Origin of the sequence: Saccharicrinis sp. GN24d3 (genome assembly GCF_052400645.1) — a bacterium.
Taxonomy (GTDB): Bacteria; Bacteroidota; Bacteroidia; order Bacteroidales; family Marinilabiliaceae; genus Saccharicrinis.
In genome coordinates, this window is the sequence record NZ_JBQTGI010000004.1 from 14,761 (window position 1) to 37,163 (window position 22,403).

Below are 22,403 nucleotides of genomic sequence, written 5' to 3' on the forward strand. Positions count from 1 at the left end.
TAAATGTTATACCCATCTAATATTTCGCAATCTACATCTTGAATTATCCTTCTATTATAATCTGTAAGCTCATCAATAGTTGCGTGACTCCATCCCCTCAATAATTCATATATTTATTTCTCCTTTATTCAACATTCGCAAAACTTCAGATTTTCAAGCCATGTGTTTTCTCTATATTTCCCTATTACTCTCCCACTCTTTCACTTAAATCCTTATATTTATCAAGCTCTTCGCAAATCTGAAACAAAGCCAACACATGAACTTTGTGTGAAAACACTCCGCTTTTCAACATGTTCATACCCATACCGACATTTCTGTCCATTATCGCCAACATAATCAGATTAGTTATTTCCTTCTTCTTTAATCGGATGAAATAGCCCAAAGATCAACTCTACCCAATATTAAATCCAGTTAAAAAATAAAGATTACCTTTGATTTTCGAAAAGTTGCGTGTGCGCACACTTTTTTGTATATATTTGCAAAACAAGATTATTTATTTTGAGAATAAAAGGATATCATCATGGATTTATTGAACAGAACCAACTACAAAATCAATAAGGATTATCGATTTAAAATTCTTCAGTTTGGTGAGGGCAACTTTTTACGAGCCTTTGTGGATTGGATGATTCACCAAATGAACCGGGAGCTGGATATGCAAAATGGTGTCGTCGTGGTTCAACCGTTGGACAAAGGGATGGTTGACATGCTAAAAAAGCAAGACCATCTTTATCACGTTATTCTTCAAGGCATCAAAGATGGAATACCGGTTGAAGAAAAAGAACTCGTTGATTGCATTATTGACTCTGTTAATCCTTATAGCGATTATGATTTGTACAAACAATACTTTCTGCACCCCGATTTGGAATTAATTGTTTCAAACACCACCGAAGCAGGAATTAGCAGAGTCGATAACGAAGACATTCATGCGGCTCCCCCTACGTCATTCCCCGGAAAGGTATGCCAGTTACTATACCAACGTTATTTGCATTTTAAAGGTGATACTGGTAAAGCGCTTGATTTTATATGCTGCGAACTGATTGACAAAAACGCAAAAATCTTAAAAAAAATTGTACTTGAACTTGCTGTCAGCAACAAATTAGAAGACGACTTTATTGCCTGGGTCAACAACTACTGCACTTTCTGCAGCTCGCTGGTGGACAGAATCGTACCCGGTTTCCCAAGAGACAATATCAAAGAAATCCAACAAGAGTTGGGTTATGCAGATAACCTAGTAGTAATGGGTGAATATTTTCATTTATGGGCCATAGAGGCACCGCGCCATGTCAGGGAAAAGTACCCTTTCGACAAAGCTGGTTTAAATGTGGTTTGGCTTGAAGACATGACCAAATTCAGGGATAAAAAAGTCCGTATTTTAAATGGTTCTCATACGGCGTTGGTTCCTGTTGGATTGTTAAGTGGTTATGAAACCGTAAAAGAAGCTTTCGATGACAAAGACATCTCTAAATTTATCAATGGCATGGTAGAAACAGAAGTAATCCCGAACATCGAAGGAGGCAACGAAGAACTAAAACAATTTGCGGCGGAAATCCTTGAAAGATTCTACAATCCTTATATACGTCATTTCTTAAAGGACATCTCACTTAATTCATTATCGAAATGGATGACGCGCGATTATCCTTCGTTATTGGATTTTTATGAGAGTAAGGCCAAAGTGCCTGAAAAACTGACCTTCTCATTGGCTGCACTACTGATTCTTTATAGAGGCGATTACAACGGTATCGAATTTGACATCAACGACAATGCAAAGCATGTTGCTTTTATACAAGATGCCTGGAAAAACAAGGAATCATACTTTTCACTTACTTCTAATATTCTGTCAAATCAACAAATATGGAATGCAGACCTAACCGCTATCCATGGATTGACAGAAAGTGTAGCCGATAACATAGAAGATATCATCACAAATGGTATTAAAACAGCATTAGTTAAATTGATATAATTATGTAATCATGAGCAAATTTTTACAAATACATCCCATCGATAATGTAATTGTAGCGCTTGAGCCAATTGCTGAAGGTACTGCGGTTGAACTCGTTCGCGGAAGCATTATTGTTGCCAAGGATATACCGCAAGGACATAAAATTGCTGTTTCTCCTATCAAAAAAGAAGAACATATCATCAAATATGGGTATTCCATCGGAATTGCTAAAGAGGATATAGCAATTGGACAGCATGTTCATACCCATAACGTACGCACCGGTCTAGACGAAAACCTGGAATACAAATACACTCCAAAAGGAAAACCTCTTACCATAGGCAAGGAAGAATTAACGTTTAAGGGCTACAAACGCAAAAACGGAGATGTTGGCATTAGAAACGAACTATGGGTTATCCCTACCGTTGGATGTGTGAACGGTCAGGCCAAACTCATGGCGGAACAACTAAAAACTGAAGTAGACACTAGTCATATCGATGACGTATTGGTGCTTGGACATCAATATGGCTGTTCGCAACTGGGTGGCGACCATACAAACACCCAAAAGGCTTTAGCTTCAGCCATCAAACACCCTAATGCCGGAGGCGTTTTGGTATTGGGATTGGGTTGTGAGAATAATCAAATTTCGCAATTAAAGGAAATGATCGGTGAATGGGATGACGAAAGAGTTAAATTCTTAGTATCCCAGGAAGTGGAAGATGAAGTGGAAGAGGGACTGAAAATCATGAAATCGCTGTGCGAAATAATGAAGTGCGACCGACGCACTGAAGTCCCAATATCTAAACTTAAAATTGGTTTAAAGTGTGGTGGCAGCGATGGTTTCTCCGGGATCACCGCTAACCCTCTTTTAGGTCGCTTTTCGGATTGGTTGGTGGCACAGGGAGGAACAACTGTGCTAACTGAAGTACCGGAGATGTTTGGGGCAGAATCCATATTGATGGAACGTGCCCAATCGGAAAATATCTTCTGCAAGACAGTAGACTTAATCAACGGTTTTAAAGATTATTTTAGAACCAGTAATCAACCGATTTACGAAAACCCCTCTCCGGGTAACAAAAACGGAGGTATCACCACGCTGGAAGAAAAGTCGTTAGGTTGCGTGCAAAAAGGTGGCGACGCCATTGTTAACGATGTGTTGAATTACGGAGAGCAGATCAAAACGCCGGGTTTAAACCTGCTGTGGTCTCCAGGCAACGACCTTGTAGCATCTTCTGCCCTTGGGTTTGCAGGATGTCAGATGGTACTTTTCACCACAGGACGAGGAACGCCATTTGGCAGCTTTGTTCCCACCATGAAAATTGCCACCAACACAACCCTATTTAATCATAAAAGCAACTGGATGGATTTTAATGCCGGAGGATTGGTTGACGGCGATAAAACAATGGATGAATTAAGAAAAGAATTTACATCTTACCTTATTGATATTGCCAACGGGAAAAAACTAAAACACGAGATCACAAAATTCAAGGAAATTGCCATTTTCAAAAGTGGGGTAACCTTATAAATATTAAAAAGATGCAAACAATTATCAGCGGGAATTTTTAACAACCCAATGAGATAGCTCATCATGATAAAATCTATTTTAGCTGTTTGCCTATTCAAATTTTGATTTAAAAAAACTGATTTATAACAACTGCAGCTTCGGTTAATTATGACCGACGCTGACTTTCTTGATTCGCATGAAGATAAGAATAATAGATATTGCAAAGAAAGCAGGAGTTTCTGCGGGAACCGTAGACCGCGTCATCCACCAGCGCGGCAGGTATTCAGAAAAATCGAAAGTAAAAGTAGAAAAAGCTATCCAGGATCTGGGTTACGCACCTGACATCATGGCCCGGAACCTGGCTTTAAAAAAAGAACTACATATCGTTTGTCTCATTCCTAATCCTTCCGACACAAAATATTGGGAACGACCATTTGCCGGAATTGAAAGTGCGATGACGGAGTTGGCTTCATTTAAAGTCAAGATTGAAACTATTCTGTATTTGCCCAGAAAGGAAAATTTTAAGACCGCCTGCGATCAAGTTCTACAATTAAATCCCGATGGTGTTGTGTATGTGCCAATGTTTTTTGAAGAATCTTCACGTTTTGCCAAACTGCTTCACAATAACAGTATCCCATTTGTTCATATCAATATTCAACATTCAGAAATCAACCCGTTATCCTTTGTTGGTCAAGACCCAATTGCTGCTGGCAGAACAGCTGCCAGTTTATGCCATTTGGCATTGAAAAAGAACAATAACATTCTAATTGCATACATTTCAAAAGAAACGCAGGAATATTCGCACCTTCACGATAGAATTAATGGATTTATGGAATACTTTGAAAATATAAAATTCAATCCATCGCTTATATACCATTTAGATATTAAAATAAGTAACGACGAATCGGAATACGACAAACAATTAATACATTTTTTACAGAACAAGGGTAATATTCAAATCATATACGTACCTAACTCCAGGGCCTATAAAATCGCATCTATTTTAAAGAAACACCACCGCAAAGACATCGTTGTAATCGGATTCGATACCCTAAGAGAAAATATATGCTATATGCACGAAGGTTATATCAATATTATAATTGGTCAGCAATCTAAATCGCAAGGCTTTAATGCTGTCATGTTATTATTCAATTCATTGTTCCGAAAAGAAAAAACAAACCCACTAAACCTATTGCCCGTGAATATATTAAATGCTGAGAACATCGATTTTTACGAAGGACTAATGAGTTAAACTTAAGCACCTACTATTATGGCCACAAGCGCCGACATCTTATTCTGACAGAATTTCGGATAACGTATGTAATAAAATTAAATGCATTGTTATTTAACAATGAAAGGCGAAAGGCTTTATAATGCCAAATAAACATATGCATTCATCAATCTTTGTAACAAATGAGTGTAAAGCCAAGCTTGCTTGAACTTTGCCCAATGGAACAAAGATATTAATATTATGTTGGCAACTAACGAGGACAGGCCAAAAACAAAATTTGTTTTTGGCCTGTCCTCGTTATAGCTTTAAATAAGAATACGATAAATTAACCAAATGCAATCACCATTACACCACCGACCATAGCAGCCAATCCAATATACAATGATGTTTTCGCAACATTTGGAGCTCCCGCCCACTCTTTTGTTATAACACCGGCTATTACCGCAGTTACTACTGAAAGTGTGTTGAAAATGGCATACCCTACAGAACCACCTACTTTTCCTAATACAAAAGAAGAATACGCAAAAATAATCGAAGCTGTAAAGTTCAACACTGCCATCAAACCGGTTAAGGAAACATTCTTTCCCGCTCCCGCAACATTAAAGCTACCCCATAATTTATTCTTTGTGAGCATAACAATAAAATAAGGAACAACAAATATACCACCCGAAACATATACGATAAACATGGATGCAACAGAAGCTAACCAGGGTTCATTGTTGTTTTTTACAATCATTTCGCCAATAATATTCTTGGCAGCTTCACCATTGGAGGTAATTTCTAATGCAACGTTAAATCCTGTGCACAAAACACCACCAATAATAGCTATTACAATACCGGTTAACATGGAGGAACCGGCAGCTGTATCTCCAGCACTTTTGGACTCGGAACGCAAGATTCCAGCACGACCATTAAATACTATTCCCGCCAATATCACCGCAATTCCAATAAGAATGGTTACCATCTTGCTCATTTCTGGTAATGCCGACAACACCCAAGGCAACAAAGAGCCTACACAAATAATTGTTCCAATAAATATGGAGAAACCTAAGGACATACCGATGTAATTAATGGCTTTACCCCATAACATCATACCCATACCCCATAAGAAACCAGGTATTAACATTTTTAGTAACACAGGTGTGCCTACATCTGATAAAACCTGACCAAAGTCGTTGATCATAGAAAATGCAACGATGCAGGGTATTAACCATAGCATAAACACATAACAAAGTCCCCATGCATTTTCAAATGCATAGTTTTTAATATACTTTTCGGGCATTGCCCAAAACCCAAGCATTACCCCTGCTGATATTGCTAATAAAACTCCAATCATAAATTTAGATTTATTTTAGATGACTGACTACAAAGTGCATCCGAAAAAAACACTAAGTAATCGCTATTATTTTTGTTAATATTATATTCTATTTACCAACCTTTGTAAAGGCGTATAACAGTTGACTTCCTGCTACCAACTAAGCTTAAATACAGTTTTACTTTTAAACTCCTCACCTGCCTTAGTAAACGTCTTTGGAGAACCTTCGATGTTTGGTCCGTTTTGCCAACGGTGTGTTTCGCAGGCAAAAGCACGGTATTTACCATATTTTTCCTCTTCGGTTCTTTTGAGTTCATTGCTCATGTATTTGGCCGTATAGAAAAGCATGCATGGCTCGGTTGAATATACCTCAAGGCTTCTTCCCGATTCCGAATCTTCTATTTTAGCTGTCTGTATTAAATCCTCACTCGCATTATCAAACACATAAAAATGCTCAAAACCGTCGCCCAATTCATCATGAACCTCTTTTATTACCTTTCCTTTCCTTAAATCATTGGCTGTTCCTGTTACATCTAATATCTTTCCTGTACCAGCCCCTGTTTCATCCATTTCTTGCAGTTTATCGGTATTCACCTGCAACTTAAATCCTTCCACATTTCTTTTAAATCCCGAAAGATTGAAGTAGCTATGATTGGTCATGGAAAGCGGAGTTGTTTTATTGGTAGTCGCACTATAATTTAAAATCAACTCGTTATCGTTGCTGAGCAGCATAACAACCTGGGCCTCCACATCTCCAGGGAATCCTTCTTCTTTATCCTTACTCTTCAATTGAAATTGAACACCAATCTTACCATTTGATTCTACCGAAGTAGCATCCCACATTCTCTTGTCGAAACCTACGGTTCCTCCATGTAAGTTGTTCTCTCCACAATTTTTTGCCAGCTGGTATGTCTGTCCGTCTAAATCGAACTTGGCATCTTTTATTTGCGAGCAGTACCGACCTACGGTGCAACCGAAATACGGTGCATTGGCTTTGTATTCCTCTGAAAAATACCCATCCAGGGTATCAAACCCACATACTATAGAGGTGGGTTTGTTGCCCTTCCCTGGAATTGTTATGGAACTGATGGTAGCCCCTAAATCTAAAATCTTTACAGTCATCCCATTGTTGTTTTCTAAAACGAACTGGGTTACTTCCTGACCGTTATAATTTCCAAAACTGTTTTTTGTAGATTTCATATTTTCGCTTTTCGCTTTTAGCTACTTGCCAATAACTGTAAGCTGATTTCTATTTCTCCTCGTATTCTGCCAGTTTATCCCAGTCGAACTCCACACCAATACCTGGTGTATCAGGAGCTACTGCCCTATGATTCTCAACCACCAATGGTCGTTTTGTATATTCATCAATAGGGAAACTGTGCACTTCAATCCAACCGGCATTAGGTTGCGACGAAACAAGACTTACGTGTAACTCTTGCATTCCGTGCGAACAAACAGGGATATTGTTTTCTGCCGCCAACTTTGCTGCTTTCAACCATCCTGTAATACCGGCACAGTTAGATGCATCCGGCTGAACAAAGGATAACCTGGCATCTGCCATGGCGTATTCAAACTCGTGAATGGTATGTAAGTTCTCTCCCATTGCCAATGGCACACCTGTAGCATCGGCAATCTTACCAAATCCTTTATAGTCGTCAGGAATAGTTGGCTCTTCGAACCAGTAAATATTATATTCTTTGAAACGGTTCGCACACTCAATGGCTTGATCAACACTCATAGAATAGTTGGCATCTACCATAAATGTCACATCAGGGCCAACATATTCTCGCACTGCCTTGATACGCTCGATATCTTCATCCATGTTATCTCGCCCGATTTTTATTTTTACCGCATTATATCCTCTATCCAGGTAACCTTGAATACTATTCAATAACTTTGGCAAAGGAAACTGAAGGTCGATTCCTCCGCAGTAAGCCTTACAGGTATTATCATTACCTCCTGCTACTTTCCAAAGAGGCTCTCCCGCTTTTTTACAGCGGATATCCCAAAGTGCAATATCTACGGCCGCCATAGCAAAAGCATCGATACCACCTCGACCCACATAGTGGATATGCCACCACATAAAATCGTGAATCTCTTCTATTTCGTCACCATTTTTACCCAAAAGCACAGGTGCAAAGTCATGATCGATCATCGCCTTGATGGCATGACCGCCTTTACCTCCCGTATAGGTATAACCTGTCCCTTCACTACCATCCTCAAGAGTCACTGTAGAAGTAATCAACTCAAAATGATAATGGTCACCGTGTTTAGCATCTGAAAGAACCTCAGCTAAAGGCACTTTAAAAATGCGGGTGTTAATGTTTTTAATTTTTGTCATGGTTTCCAAATGGATTTATGAACACAGAGATGCAAAGGCACAGAGTTTTCTTTTTATCTCGATGTTGATTTATAAAGACCAAAACATAGGTTATTGAATCTTCGTACAATTTCGGCACAAAACAAGTTTGTATTTCCAACAACCAAATGATTGCACCTTTTCTTTGTTAATTTCCCAGGGCGATGCCCTGGGCTATTATATCTTACACTTTAGTGCTTGATTTTCAATCGGCTTACTTAACACCTCTTCTCAGGAAACAGGAATTATAAAAAACCGTGTCTCCGAGTCTTTGTTAGTCCTTTTTCTAGACTTTGAAACGTACGTAGAAAGTCTTCTTTTCCAGATACTGCTCAAAGCCATATTTTCCGTCTTCACCACCTGTACCAGACATTTTGTAACCGTTGTGGAAACCTTGGTGTAACTCTCCATGGCCTCGGTTGATGTATATTTCACCAAACTCAAGCTCCTGGTTCAGTTTCATAATACGGTTCATATCGTTGGTATATACCATAGCTGCCAAGCCAAATTCACAATCGTTGGCATATCCCACTACCTCATCAAAGTCCTTAAATTTAAGAACCGGCAAAATAGGTCCGAATGCTTCTTCGTGAACGATGGTCATATCCTGCTTTACATCAGTAAGTACGGTTGGCATAAACCAGTTTCCTTTTTCGAACCCGGCTCCTTCGGGTTTTTTACCACCGTAAGCCAAGGTAGCTCCTTCTTTTACGGCTACATCCACCAGCTCCTGCATGTGTTTCAGCTCCGATTTATTTACCTTCGCTCCCATATCGGACGTTGGGTCAAATGGATCTCCTACTTTGATGCCTTTTACTTTTGCCATGAATTTCTCCATAAACTCATCATATATATCCTCGTGGATATACATACGCTCGTTACAAGTACAAACCTGGCCACAGTTGTCGAATCGAGAATGAAGTGCTCCTTCCACAGCCTCATCGATATCTGCATCTTCAAAAGCAATAAAAGGTGCTTTACCTCCCAATTCCAATTGAACATGCGCCATATTATCAGATGCTGCTTTAATGATAGCCTGCCCGGTAGGCGTACTACCTGTCATGGTAACCATCTTGGTTATGGGGTTACGCACCAAGGCATCTCCAATTTCTCTTCCCGGACCGGTAACGATATTGATCAGTCCATCAGGAATACCGGCTTTTTTAGCCAACTCTCCCAACATCAAGGTCGACATTGGTGTTTCGTCGGTAGCCTTTATAACTATTGAATTACCCGCCACCAAAGCAGGACCTAACTTACGACCTGCCAAAGCCAATGGAAAATTCCACGCTGTTATGGCAACAATAACTCCGCGAGGCACTTTCTGAATCCAGATTTGCTCGTTTTCGTTATCCGACGGAACAATATCACCTTCAATTCTACGTGCCCATTCACAAGCATACTGAATAAAACTACAACATACATCCACCTCAAACTGGGCTACTTTAAAAAGCTTACCCTGCTCCTTCGTTAACACTGTTGCAATTTCTTCTCTGTTGGCTTTTATTTGGTCTATTAAAGCATAAAGTAATTCAGCACGTTTTCGCGCCGGCACTTTAGCCCAATCTTTTTGAGCAGTTTCGGCAGCTTTTAAAGCTACCTCAGCATCTTTTTTATTTCCTTTAGCAATTAAACCCACCACTTCATCATTGGATGGATTTAAAACCTCCAGGGTTTCACCGTTATCCGGCTTAAGCCATTGACCATTTATATAATGATCAAATTTCAATATTTCTGCCCCCATTACATTTTCTTATTTAGGTTAAAACCTGAGTTTTAGATAGGTTCCTTATCCAACTCAGGTTTACAATATGATTAGTTTGTTTATTTCCAGGGGGTAAGATTATTCTACTTCGTTTTCTCCTTTAACGTATCCAAAGTTAGCAAGGATACCACCGTCTACATATAATATATGACCATTAACAAATTCAGCTGCTTTAGAAGCTAAGAATAATGCTGCATTACCTACATCTTCTGGCTCTCCCCAACGGTTAGCAGGCGTACGAGTCATAACCAAATCGTTAAATGGGTGACCACCTACACGGATAGGAGCTGTTTGAGCAGTAGCAATATAACCAGGTCCGATTCCATTGATTTGAAGACCATATTTAGCCCATTCACAAGTCATGTTCTCTGTCAATAATTTTAAACCACCTTTAGCCGCTGCATAAGCTGATACGTTCTGACGACCATAAACACTCATCATTGAACACATGTTGATGATTTTTCCCTGACGACGCTCGATCATTCCCGGAGCAATTCTTTTAGCTACAATTAATGGAGCAACAAGGTCGACATTAATCACTTGTTCGAACTCTTTAACTGGCATATCTAAAATAGGAATACGCTTAATGATACCTGCATTATTTACAAGAATATCAATCGGTCCTACTTCTTTTTCAATTTGAGAAACACCAGCATCTACGCCTTCTTCGCTACATACATTAAAGTTAATGGTATACACATCAATGCCGTCTTTAGCATACTCAGCTTTACATTCCGTCAGCTTAGCATCATCTATATCATTCACACATAATTTTGCTCCTGCGGCAGCTAATGCTTTACCACATGCCATACCAATACCATGAGTACCTCCGGTTACCAATGCAACCTTTCCGGATAAATCGAATAATTCGTTTACGTTTATCATTTTTTTATTATTTGTATAGTTGTTTAAATGTTTGTTTTCCAAGATGGAGAATTGATGGTGAATACCTCAACACCTGCTATCAATCCCGTCGCAAAGTTTGCTAGTATATCTGCCAACCAAGTAATGCGACAGTAATTTTTTGTTTATTATTCCCTGGATTAAAACCCAGGGTTATTCAAGCAAGCTGTAAATGACTGCTTTCCCGCCAAAATTAATTTTAAGGTGTCGGGATGTCGCTTCGCTCCAACTGAATACTGATAAAAAGCCAACGGCTTTTATTGGCAATCCACCAAAAATTTCATACCCTCTGGGTTAGCATCAATGCTTTCGAAAAGCTCCTGAATTTTCTCCAATGGCTTCGTATCGGTAATGATATTTTCAAATGGATATTCGTTTTTGGTAATTAAATCGATAGCCTCATCGAAATCTTCTTTTTCGTATACACGCGCTCCGATTAAAGTCAATTCTTTCCAAAAATATTTGAAAAGATTTACTGGTTTTGGTTCACCGTAGATAGCAACCATTACAATACGACCGCGAATACCAGCTACTTCAGTAGTTACATCAAGAGATGGCTGAACACCCGCTACTTCGAAAACTACATCGGCCAAACCACCGTTGGTTTTCTTGTCAACGTACTCAACCAAATCGGTTTTAGCCGGGTTAACCACTTCGAATCCCATTTTCTCGGCCATCTTAACACGTACATCGTTCACCTCCGAAAGGATAACCTTAGCACCTTTACTTTTGGCCACCATAGCTACCAATAAACCAATAGGACCCCCACCTGAAACAACAGCAGTTTCTCCAGCTTTTAGCCCACCTCTGCGAACATCGTGACAGGCAACCGCCAAAGGCTCTATTAAGGCAGCCAGTTTTAAATCTGTAGCATCCTGTAATTTGTGAAGTGTAAAAGCAGGAACATTCCAATATTGTTGGAAAGCACCGGAGCTATCGATACCGATAAACTTAAGTTTTTTGGCTATGTGTCCGTGTCCCTTGTCAGAAGCCTCTTCTAATCTGTTATCCAACGGGCGAACGGTAATCTTATCACCAACTTTAAATTCAGATACTCCTTCGCCAACTGCATCTATAGTTCCTGACATTTCGTGACCGATGGTTTCCGGGATGTTTACCCTTTGGTCCATCATCCCGTGAAAGATATGCATATCGGTTCCACAAACACCACAATATGCTACTTTAACGCGCACCTCGCCAGCCTTTGGCTCTTCTTTTTCTTTTTCTACTACTGTGAAGGTCTTGTTTCCTTCGTATAATGATGATTTCATATGTATTTATATAAATTGTTACTTGATTGTTTTATTTCATACCAAACGTAGGGTTATTATTCTAAACTTAAGGGGTGTAAATTCTTAAAATACAATCGGTAATTACATTTTTTCGCACCTATTATGTCTCTAAACGTCAAAGAACTATAACGCATGTATAGTATTTGTTGAGTTTATCATTTACCACTAGTGCCAATTTTAACAAATGCATTTAGCCATTAAATATCTATCAACTTACTGAACCCTTAAAACAGTTTCAACAGGTTTTAAGTTGTCCGATTTTATTATGATCGTACCACTTCCTGTTTTGTCCCGGGCTTGCACAATCATCATAGCTCTTCCTTGATGTGTTTTTATTTTGTTGGACTGAAAAGCCTGCACATTTCGCTCGCATCCATTATCAACCCCTAAACTTATTATCGGGCCTGCAACCTCAAACATTAGTTCTAGCTCCATATCCCTAACAGGATTATTATTTTCGTCCACAACCTGAACAACGATATGGGCAACATCCGCACCATTAGCTAATAGGCTGTTATGATCAACCTCCACATTAAGAGCTGCGGGGTTACCTGATGTTTGAATCTCGGTCATCGCTTCTGATTCCACAGCTTTAGCTACCAGTTTACCCGCCACAAAAGGAACCGACCATTTATATATCCTATCTGGAAATTGAGCCAGTTCTTTTACTCCTAGAGACTTTTCATTAAGCAACAACTCAACCTTTGAAGCATTAGAAATCACCTCTACAATAACCTCCTCCCCCTTTTTGTAATTCCAATGCTCGTTTACGTCGTACCAAAACCACAAGAATTGCTCCCAGGCACCAGGTTTCTTTTCGAGCAACTTGCCGTCCACAACATGGTATTGAGACTTCGCAGCGGTATTGGTACACATGTAAATATGAGGTTCATGGTTCCATAACGTTTTATACATATGATAAGGTGGTTTAGGGAATCCTGCCAGATCCAACAATCCACTAGGCGTAGCTTTTTGGGGCCAATGACCATTAGATTCTCCCATATAATCGAAACCAGTCCAAAGGAATGTCCCTGAAATATATGGACGATCTTCGATGGCTTTCCATTCGTGCCACTGGGGCACGTTTTCAGTTCCCATCACTGTTTTATCAGGATAATTCCCCCTGGCATAATCGTACATTACCCTGCGATAGCTATATCCCACCACATCAAGCGCATCGGCATAACCACTTTCCAAACTGGCCGATGGAAGGATACAGTTGGCAATCACAGGTCGTGTGGTATCCAGTTCCCTTGTCCATTTGGCCAGTTTATGCGCTGTTTTACCAATCTCGTACTTCTGCTTTGGTAAGCTTTCGTATTCCTTTTTAATTCTTTCGGGTGAAAAGGGCGGTGGCGACCAGAAGTAATTTCCATCCCAGTTCATGTTGCCGAAGAAACCTGTTGCTTTCGCGTTTCGAGGATAAGTCCACTCAATCTCGTTACCTATACTCCACTGAAAAACACATGGGTGATTTCGGTGAGCCAACATGGTGTTGGTTAAGTCGAATTTGGCCCATTGTTGAAAATGCTCGGTATAACCCCGGGTAATATAATCATCGTGACGCTCGTTCATATTAAAACGCTTGTCTTTAGGATAATCCCACTCGTCGAAAAACTCGTCCTGAACCAGGAATCCCATTTCGTCGCACAATTCAAGAAACTCATCAGAGGCAGGGTTATGTGACACACGGATGGCATTACATCCCGCATCTTTTAACAATTGTAATCTTCGTCTCCATACGCCTTTAGGAACGGCAGCGCCAACCAATCCGGCATCATGGTGCAAACACACGCCTTTAATCTTCATATTTTCATTATTCAAGAAGAAACCCTTATCCTTATCGAACCTAAACGAACGGATTCCAAAGGGTGTACTATATTGATCGATGAGTTCACCTTTGCGTATAATGGAAGTTTTTGCAATATACAACTGTGGTTTTTTTATATCCCACAACCGAGGTTTTTTCAGGGATAATTTATGGGTAATAGTCGACGATCCAGATTTAGAGAAACAACCCTCATTTACCATTCTGCCTACAACGGTTCCTTCAGGATCAATAATTTCAGTTACGACGTCGCATGTTTCGTGTTCCTCCTTTGTATTATTTACGGAGATTTCAATCTCAACCACGGCTTGATCCTCTGATACCGAAGGTGTTTTAACAAAAGTACCCCAAATAGGTATATGCAGCTTATTAACCTTCACCAACTTTACATTCCTATAGATTCCTGAACCCGAGTACCAACGGCTATCGGCATATCTACTGCGGTCTACTTTTACCACTAACTCATTACTTCTACCATTAGTGTTCAAATGATTGCTTAAATCGAAATAAAAAGGAGAATAACCATAGGGGTGCTCACCCAGTTTTTGTCCATTCAACCAGTATTCCGAATTATTATAAACGCCGTCGAACCAAACATAAACCTTTTCATCATCGGACACATCCATATTAAACTCTTTTTTGTACCAGCCTATTCCGCCAGGCAAATAACCAGTACAACCCTCTCCTTTAACAGAATCGAAAGGAAACTCCACGCTCCAGTCGTGAGGCAATTGTACCGTTTTCCATTCTAAGGCACTCAAATCTATATTGTGGGCAGTACTATCCTGCGTTACATAAAACTGCCAACCGGTATTAAAATCGAAATTCCTTTGCATGCTTACTTTAGGTTGGCATGCAAGGGTTATCAATAACAAAAGGGATATGGATATATTTTGGATCATGGCTTTATTTTTTAATCATATTGTGCTTTGTATTCACTGTTTGAATAGTTAATCATATTACTTTGTCCATTCTAAACAATTCCCTCAGGATTATATAACCACCTCTGTCTCGGTCTTCTGTATCAACACAGTTCATTTTCCATTTAATACTGCCAATATTACAAACCGTTCAGGAATTCATCCTTTAAGTCGGAAATAAAATTATCACCATCCCATTCTCTTTCGTCCACGTCGGCATGAATGGTAATAAACTTGTTTCTGTCCGTTAAAGTGATATCCGCTATCTTACGTTTTACATCCAGATTGACGTCGACTGTTACCTTTGTTTGAGCGCACAAACTCCCAATAAAAACAAATGATGATACAATATACATGGCTAACTTTTGCATTGGCAGATAAATTTGCGTTTTAAAAGTTAAGCTAAGGCAGATTAAATAGGTTTTAAATTATTAGGCAAGAAGGTTCCCTCAAACGGTTTTAACTTAACAAAGTAACTTTCAGATGATAAGCTGAGATATTCAATAACCCCCATCCCCGCATCTACGATGCGGTACTTCCCCCTAGCTTCAAAGCCAGGGGGAAGAGCCAGTTGCATGGCACTTACAAATCGTAAGTCTATAATTTTCAAAAACTCAGTTTCGGACACCCTCTCGTCCTTAAATCAAATTATTATGGTCTTCTTTCAAGCTCTTCAAACTTCATATTATCAATATAGATTTTCAAAGGACCAGTTGCTGTAGGGTTATGACCGCGAATAACAAAACTCAAGTCTTCTGTAGCTGTAGCTTCGTACCTGGTTGACACTTTGTACCACTCTCCGGTTGTTTCTGTTCCTCCTAAGTAAACTCCCATCATGGTTGCCCAACCGTTGTTTGGTAACATCCACAAGAGATTAGAAGCTTCAGTTCCTTGTTCCTCAATATAAATCCAGAATGACCCTTCATAAAGTTTTCCAGCTTCTACCGGAACGGTATTCAGGTTAGTACCTGCGTCATTTCTGAAGTTCAATATGGCCCCGCCGTTGGTTTGCATATCAAAATATAAACTTTGTGTACCTTCATAAACCTCAGCAGTACTTACATTATTACCGATATTGTACTTACCCCATTCGCCACCCCACCAGGCATAAGCCCAGTTGTAATTTGTAGAATTCTCAACAGTACCATCAAATCCGGTCACCTCAAATAAATCTTTGCGGGTGGTGAAAGTTACTGCTTCATCGGTAAATGAATCGATCTTCATACCATCAGCAGATACAAGATTACCAACAGCATCATCGTAGCTAATAGTAATTTCATCTGTATTATAGATTTCATTACTTAATGATAAAATGATAATGTTTGGCATATTAGCATCAAGAGAAAAACCAGTTACCGTAATACCACTAACGGGATTACCATCATTTGTAATATTTAATGTAATGGATGCTGGATCACAGTAGGCCGGATACTCTACATCACGACTGTATGTTAATCTGATTTTTTTATCAGCTGTGATTGATTCCAAAATCATTGGATCAGTAGATGGAATAATTTTGATATAGTCCTTAAATGCCAGCGTATCCTTTCCAAAGGCACTTGAAGCGATATAGGTTACATCATAGTTACCCACACTGTTTAACTTTGTGGTATAAGGAGCTTCGGTAACCTCTCTTCTAAACCCATCGGGTCTGGATAGAATCCATTTTAAGTCGTTAGGCTCACCTGTGCTTAAATCGGTAAATGAAATTTCCCTACCTCCTTCAATTACATTTAGTGCACCTTCTGCATTAGTTAAAGTTGTTCCTTCCTGTACCCTAACTGCAGAAAAATCAGCTCTAATACTATCCACAACAGTAATGGTAATGGTAGTATCATAACTAGCTGAAGAGGTTTCTGTTTCACCTATCCACACATTACCATTATATGTTTGTGTCAAAGTTACAGAATGCTGACCAGGTGTTGTAAACCTAATTTTGGGATACTCCTCTGTGGATGAAGCAATGGGGTTATAATCTAAATCAACTACATTGTCACCAAAAGTCCAGGTTCTGGACTTAACACCTTTTGAGAAGTCCATTAAATTAACTCTATTGTTAATTTGCGTTCTGTTTGTTTTGTTTCCGAAAGAAGTAGTGATAAAAGCGTGGTTGACATCACTTCCCGGAGCCTCATAATCATCGTCACATGCCGTAAACAGCAACACAAACAACGATAGAATGATTCCTATATTTATATATTTCTTGTTCATAATCTACTTAGTTTATTCTTGTAACAATTTATTTCTTTGAGCTTCGATAGATGGTACCGGGAAATAATCGTGTGTAGCACTGTTATATGTGGCAGTTGGCACGGTCCAGTCAGGTCTAACCCTTTCGTTTAAGTATAATGGGAAAATCTTTTCATCGGCAGAACCATCATCCTTATTAATATAGTTACCGATTAATTTATCAGAGATTAATCCCTGCTCTGTTAATCTTTGCGAAAAAACATCTGCAGCAATTCCCCAACGTACTAAATCGTACCAGCGATAACCTTCAAAAGCCAACTCTAATGGACGCTCTACCATTCTTAAGTGAGTCATTAAGTTAGCGGCATTTAGGTTTACCAATTCATGCTCTGCTAAACCGTGAGGGAAACGAGGCTTGTCTAATTTTGGCATCATTCCTCCTTTTTCGTCCATATATTGTTGTAGCGTTAAAACACCGGCTCTTTCCCTAACTTTTTCGATATAAGTTAATGCTTCCGCAACGCCAGACTCTCCATCTCTTTCTAAAACAGATTCTGCATACATCAAGTAAACATCGGCCAAACGAATCAAACGGATATTGATACCACAACGAGCTCCTGTACTAGCATCTTCCGTATCTTTCCAATACCAGTTTGTCCACTTCTTCACTTTTGAACCTTGTCCGTAGTTAAAGTTAGCTTTACTCTTTTCATCATCCGTTGCGGTGAGGGGAGCATTGTAATATTCCCCATCTCCATATTCAACAACAATAGAAGCATAGGTACGTTGAGAATATCTCATACCTGCATTGATAGTTTTGCCAACATCTATAGAATCACCTGCAACAAATAACTCTTGCAACCAATAAGTTGGCAATACCGTATTATACCCCCCTGCTCCAACAATACTTGCAAATGCACTGGGATAATTTTGCGCCTCAGATCCGGGAACAGAACCAATATCATCTTGTCGGGCTCCGCTAGCTCCTGCTTTGTAATTATCGGAGAAAGCAACCTCTAAAATAGATTCAGAATTAAACTCTCCTTCCAAGGTAAAGTTATCCATGTAAGTAGTAACCAAACGGTACAAACCATTGTCATCAGCCTCATCAATTACTTCTTTAAAATACTTAGCAGCATTGGTAAAGTCTTTCTCGTACAAATAAGTTTTACCTAACATAGATGCAGCAGCCCCCCATGTGAAACGACCTATATTTTGGTTACCGTCCCATGTTTTAGGCAAATGCTCATAGGCATAAGTTAAATCAGGAATTACCATGGCATTTATAACTTCTTCGCGAGTACTCATTGGTTTATGGAAATCATCTGACGAGAACGCTAGCTTATCCTGAATAATGGCCTGATTATAGGTAACTGCTAATAAAAAGTAATTATATCCTCGAAGAAAACGTGCCTGTGCTTTTATCGAAGTTTTTTCTTCTTCAGTAAAAAAACTTGCTCCTTCAACGTAATGAAGCACTTGGTTTGCTCTTAAAATACCTACATACAATTGCGACCAGCGGTCCACTACATAAGCCGTTGCGTCGTTCCATGTTAAATTGGTAAATGTTAAGGCGCTACCGTACCAGCTTTCGGTACCAGCCATGTCACCAATCAACATTGCTTTGGTTACTTCACCTCCACTAACTGCCGGAAATTGCAAAGCACTATACATTGCGTTAACGGCTTTATCGAAATCGTCAGCCGACTGCCAGAACGAACCTGTGGTAATGGCATTCGGGTTTGCCTGGTCTAATAATTCGTCCTCGCAACTGGTAAGCACACCAAGCAGCAAGAAGAACATTAAGCTATATTTATATATTTTGTTCATAATTATTTTCTATTAAATGGGGATTAAAAATCAACGTTTACACCAAATAAGAACTTACGTGTTACTGGATAATTTCCTTTATCAACACCTCTGTTTGACACTCCGTTTCCACCAATCTCCGGATCGTAACCTTCGTAATTGGTAAATGTAAATGGGTTTTGGCCTGTCACATAAACCCTAAGTCTATCAATTTTACCATTAAACACTTTCTTTGGCACAGTATAACCCAATGTTAGCGTTCTCACTCTTAGGAAAGAACCATCTTCAAGGAAGTAGTCTGTTCTTGATCTGAAATTTTCATGCTCAGAACTTGCTCTGGCGGCAGGAATATCAGAAGTATTGTTCTGTGGAGTCCAGGCATAATACATGTCCTTATGTCTTTTCATGCTATAAGCAAATAATTTTGCTCCGTTAAACACCTTGTTCCCCTGTGAATAAAACAACTGAGTTGAAAAATCAAATCCTTTATAGTCTGCATTAAAAATCAAACTTGCTTCAAAGTCAGGCATACCTGATCCCTGATAAACCCTATCCAGGTCATCGATTTTTCCGTCATTGTTAGTATCCATCATTTTTAGGTCGCCAAGTTGTGCATTAGGCTGAATAGCAGTAACCTCGCCTGTTTCACTGTTGGTATACATATGAGCGTCTAACTCTTCTTGCGTATTGAAGATACCGTCTGTTGGGATCAAAAAGAAGGATCCAGCCTCGTAACCCGGCTTCATATAGGTAGTTACATCTAAAAATGCCGAACGCCACACCCCCGGTTTACTGTCTTCGTTAGCAAGGCTTGTTAACTCCCCAAGATCCTCAATTTCGTTAATATTTTTAGTGAACGTACCGGTAATTTGCCAGTTCAAACCAAACTTGGTTCGCTGTTTAAAGTACGAACTCAACTCAATACCTTTATTGGTCATGTTACCAATATTGGAAGTAATGTTATCATAGATTCCCCAATCACCTGCTACCGTAGTACCTGTAGAAGCTGGCAAATAAATCTTAGCTAGCATATCTTTTTTATCATTCTTATACAGGTCGGCGGTAAAGCTAAACTGACCATTAAACATCAATAAGTCAACACCTATGTTTCTTGAAATATTCGTTTCCCATTGCACAAAAGGATTACCATAGGTTCTTTGAATAGCGCCGGAACCTAACTCATCACTACCTTCCGGACCCCATACGTAATCGATATTTGGTTCGACATACGCATCATATAGGTAAGGTGTAATTCCCTGGTTACCAACCTCACCGTAACTGGCTCTTAATTTCAGGTTGTCCAGCCATTCAAACTGATCCATAAAGGTCTCATCGCTAATATTCCAACCTATTGAAGCTCCCGGGAATGCCCCATATCTGTTTTCTTCACCAAACACAGAAGAACCATCCTGACGAATGCTGGCACTAAAGAAATACCTGTCTTTAAAATTATATTGTATCCTGGCTAATTTACCAACGATTCTACGGTTAATATCAGAACCTGAAATTTTTGTCAACTCACTCGCTCCATCGTACACCTGAACAGAATTACTTAAAAAATCTCTTTTTTCAATAGATATATCCTCTCTGTCAGTTTTTTCAATCGTATATGCAGCCACCGCCCCAATACTATGATTACCAAAACTTTTAGAATAACTAAGTATATTCTCCATAGTATATTTAGTACTGCTATATATATCGGTTCCTAAAATAGCTTGGGTTCGGCTACCGATTTCATTTACATCCCCATCCTTATCATAAACTAAGTACTGTGGTTGCCAGTGCTTACGTTTGTAATTCCAGTAACCCATACCCAGGTTTGCCTGATAAGTCAAACCTTTGATGAATTCATATTTTAGGTTTGCCGTTACATTATAACTGTTCTCTCTCCTATTGTCTTCGTTACTTAATAAGTTGGCCAAAAATCCCACGTGATCCGGGTTGTTACTATCAACCAGAATAGAGTTGTTTGTTGATTCATAAGTTCCCAAAGGCGGTCGGGAAGGGTGCTGAAAGATGGCATAATCATACAATCCCCATGGCTCGTTTTCTTTGTTCGACTGCATCATACTCATACTTACAAAAGCATCAAACTTTCCTTTTTTTAAGCTACCATTCAAACGGGTAGTAAATCGGTCGTAACCGGACTGACGAAGAATACCTTCCTGATCAAAATAGTTTGTGTTTACATTGTAAGTTAATCCATCTTTACCTCCTGAAAGAGAAAGATTATAACTCTGAATAGTCGCATTATCTTCTGTAATAGCACCCACAAAGTCCGTATCATAATCAATTAAATTGGGGCTATAATCAATTAATTGCGTATGCGAACCTTGCGAACGTTGCATCATTTCCTGAATGTAGATATGTTCTTTTGTGTTGGCCAGCTCAGTACCAGAAGTAATATCCTGTACACCATAATAAGAAGAGAAATTCACTTTCATTTGTCCTTCTTTACCTCTTTTGGTGGTAATTAAGATAACACCATTAGAAGCACGAGTACCGTATACAGCTGCCGCAGCTCCATCTTTAAGCACATCTACCGATTCAATATCTTCCGACGCAATATTAGGGTTTCCATCGTAAGGAATTCCATCCACAACATAAAGTGGGTTGGTATCAGCATTTAAAGATCCTAATCCACGAATTTGAATATTAGCCTGTTCACCCGGGCGACCGCTGCTCTCAACAACACTTACTCCGGCTATTTGCCCTTGCAAGGCTTTGGTAAAATCAGAAGATACAACTCTTGTCATTTCATCTGTTTTGATTCGAGCAACGGCTCCGGTAATTTCTTTTTTCTTTTGAACTCCGTATCCTACAGCCACAATCTCGTCTAAAGAAACTACATCTGCATCCAGTTCTATCGAAATAGTTGAGGATGCCGCTACCGTAACTTCCTGACTGGTGTATCCTATAAAAGAAAATACAATAACGTCACCTTGATTTACCGTCAAGTTATAGTTACCATCAATATCGGTAATCGTTCCGTTGGTTGTACCTTTAACAACTACACTTACACCCGGAATGGGTTCTGCTGTTGCTTTTTCCGTAACCACACCTGTTATTTGTTTTTCCTGGGCCAACAACGTACCCAGAGAAGTAATCAGGAATGCTAGCAAGAGTAACAGCTTTCTTGATTTTGTTCGCATTTGTTTCATAAACTCGAATTTTGATTTAATTAATTTCCTATTCATCAAATTTGATTCAGGCTTATTTTAGAATTGTTTATAAATGCTGAATCATGTTAACAAATGTAAACCGAACAAGTCTGGTTTTAGGGGAGCAAAAAGCAGTTTGAGTGAGGGTATTTGAACACTAAATGGGTGTTTGAAAACCATTGGGGTGTAT

16 protein-coding genes are annotated in these 22,403 nt (G+C 39.3%); 3 read left to right on the top strand and 13 right to left on the bottom strand.

Annotated features, from left to right (window positions below):
- Positions 1–184: 184 nt before the first annotated feature.
- Positions 185–334 carry a hypothetical protein gene (locus ACT29I_RS06330; RefSeq protein WP_430934217.1) on the bottom strand — a complete coding sequence of 50 codons (150 nt, stop codon included), beginning with the start codon at positions 332–334 and terminating at the stop codon, positions 185–187.
- A 186-nt stretch (positions 335–520) separates the two neighbouring features.
- Between ACT29I_RS06330 and ACT29I_RS06335 the strand changes: the two genes are divergently transcribed.
- The 3 genes from ACT29I_RS06335 to ACT29I_RS06345 all read left to right on the top strand — a co-directional run bounded on the left by ACT29I_RS06335 (position 521) and on the right by ACT29I_RS06345 (position 4,692).
- Positions 521–1,960, top strand: coding sequence for a tagaturonate reductase (locus ACT29I_RS06335; RefSeq protein WP_444792964.1), 1,440 nt, complete (start codon positions 521–523; stop codon positions 1,958–1,960).
- Positions 1,961–1,970: 10 nt separating this feature from the next.
- Complete coding sequence (locus ACT29I_RS06340) at positions 1,971–3,461, top strand: UxaA family hydrolase (protein WP_444792965.1); 1,491 nt, start codon at positions 1,971–1,973, stop codon at positions 3,459–3,461.
- 175 nt (positions 3,462–3,636) lie between these two features.
- Entirely contained in the window at positions 3,637–4,692 is a 1,056-nt protein-coding gene (locus tag ACT29I_RS06345; protein WP_444792966.1) for a substrate-binding domain-containing protein, read from the top strand.
- A 304-nt stretch (positions 4,693–4,996) separates the two neighbouring features.
- Here ACT29I_RS06345 and ACT29I_RS06350 read toward each other — a convergent pair whose 3' ends face one another.
- The 12 genes from ACT29I_RS06350 to ACT29I_RS06405 all read right to left on the bottom strand — a co-directional run bounded on the left by ACT29I_RS06350 (position 4,997) and on the right by ACT29I_RS06405 (position 22,213).
- Entirely contained in the window at positions 4,997–6,007 is a 1,011-nt protein-coding gene (locus ACT29I_RS06350; protein ID WP_430934213.1) for an L-rhamnose/proton symporter RhaT, read from the bottom strand.
- Between the two features lie 132 nt (positions 6,008–6,139).
- Entirely contained in the window at positions 6,140–7,186 is a 1,047-nt protein-coding gene (locus tag ACT29I_RS06355; protein WP_430934212.1) for an aldose epimerase family protein, read from the bottom strand.
- Between the two features lie 49 nt (positions 7,187–7,235).
- On the bottom strand, positions 7,236–8,327 hold the full coding sequence (locus ACT29I_RS06360) for a mandelate racemase/muconate lactonizing enzyme family protein (protein WP_430934211.1): 1,092 nt from the start codon (positions 8,325–8,327) through the stop codon (positions 7,236–7,238).
- 304 nt (positions 8,328–8,631) lie between these two features.
- Complete coding sequence (gene aldA / locus ACT29I_RS06365) at positions 8,632–10,089, bottom strand: aldehyde dehydrogenase (protein ID WP_430934210.1); 1,458 nt, start codon at positions 10,087–10,089, stop codon at positions 8,632–8,634.
- Positions 10,090–10,188: 99 nt separating this feature from the next.
- Positions 10,189–11,037, bottom strand: coding sequence for a gluconate 5-dehydrogenase (locus ACT29I_RS06370; protein ID WP_430934209.1), 849 nt, complete (start codon positions 11,035–11,037; stop codon positions 10,189–10,191).
- Positions 11,038–11,270: 233 nt separating this feature from the next.
- The gene (locus ACT29I_RS06375; RefSeq protein ID WP_430934208.1) at positions 11,271–12,284 is read right to left on the bottom strand and encodes a zinc-dependent alcohol dehydrogenase; all 1,014 of its coding nucleotides are present in this window, start codon (positions 12,282–12,284) and stop codon (positions 11,271–11,273) included.
- Positions 12,285–12,518: 234 nt separating this feature from the next.
- On the bottom strand, positions 12,519–15,035 hold the full coding sequence (locus ACT29I_RS06380; protein WP_444792967.1) for a glycoside hydrolase family 2 TIM barrel-domain containing protein: 2,517 nt from the start codon (positions 15,033–15,035) through the stop codon (positions 12,519–12,521).
- 158 nt (positions 15,036–15,193) lie between these two features.
- Entirely contained in the window at positions 15,194–15,424 is a 231-nt protein-coding gene (locus tag ACT29I_RS06385) for a hypothetical protein (RefSeq protein ID WP_430934206.1), read from the bottom strand.
- A gap of 41 nt (positions 15,425–15,465) precedes the next feature.
- Positions 15,466–15,663 carry a hypothetical protein gene (locus ACT29I_RS06390; protein WP_444792968.1) on the bottom strand — a complete coding sequence of 66 codons (198 nt, stop codon included), beginning with the start codon at positions 15,661–15,663 and terminating at the stop codon, positions 15,466–15,468.
- A 41-nt stretch (positions 15,664–15,704) separates the two neighbouring features.
- Positions 15,705–17,264, bottom strand: coding sequence for a hypothetical protein (locus ACT29I_RS06395; RefSeq protein ID WP_444792969.1), 1,560 nt, complete (start codon positions 17,262–17,264; stop codon positions 15,705–15,707).
- Between the two features lie 12 nt (positions 17,265–17,276).
- On the bottom strand, positions 17,277–19,073 hold the full coding sequence (locus ACT29I_RS06400) for a RagB/SusD family nutrient uptake outer membrane protein (RefSeq protein ID WP_430934204.1): 1,797 nt from the start codon (positions 19,071–19,073) through the stop codon (positions 17,277–17,279).
- A 23-nt stretch (positions 19,074–19,096) separates the two neighbouring features.
- Entirely contained in the window at positions 19,097–22,213 is a 3,117-nt protein-coding gene (locus tag ACT29I_RS06405) for a SusC/RagA family TonB-linked outer membrane protein (protein WP_444792970.1), read from the bottom strand.
- Positions 22,214–22,403: the final 190 nt, after the last annotated feature.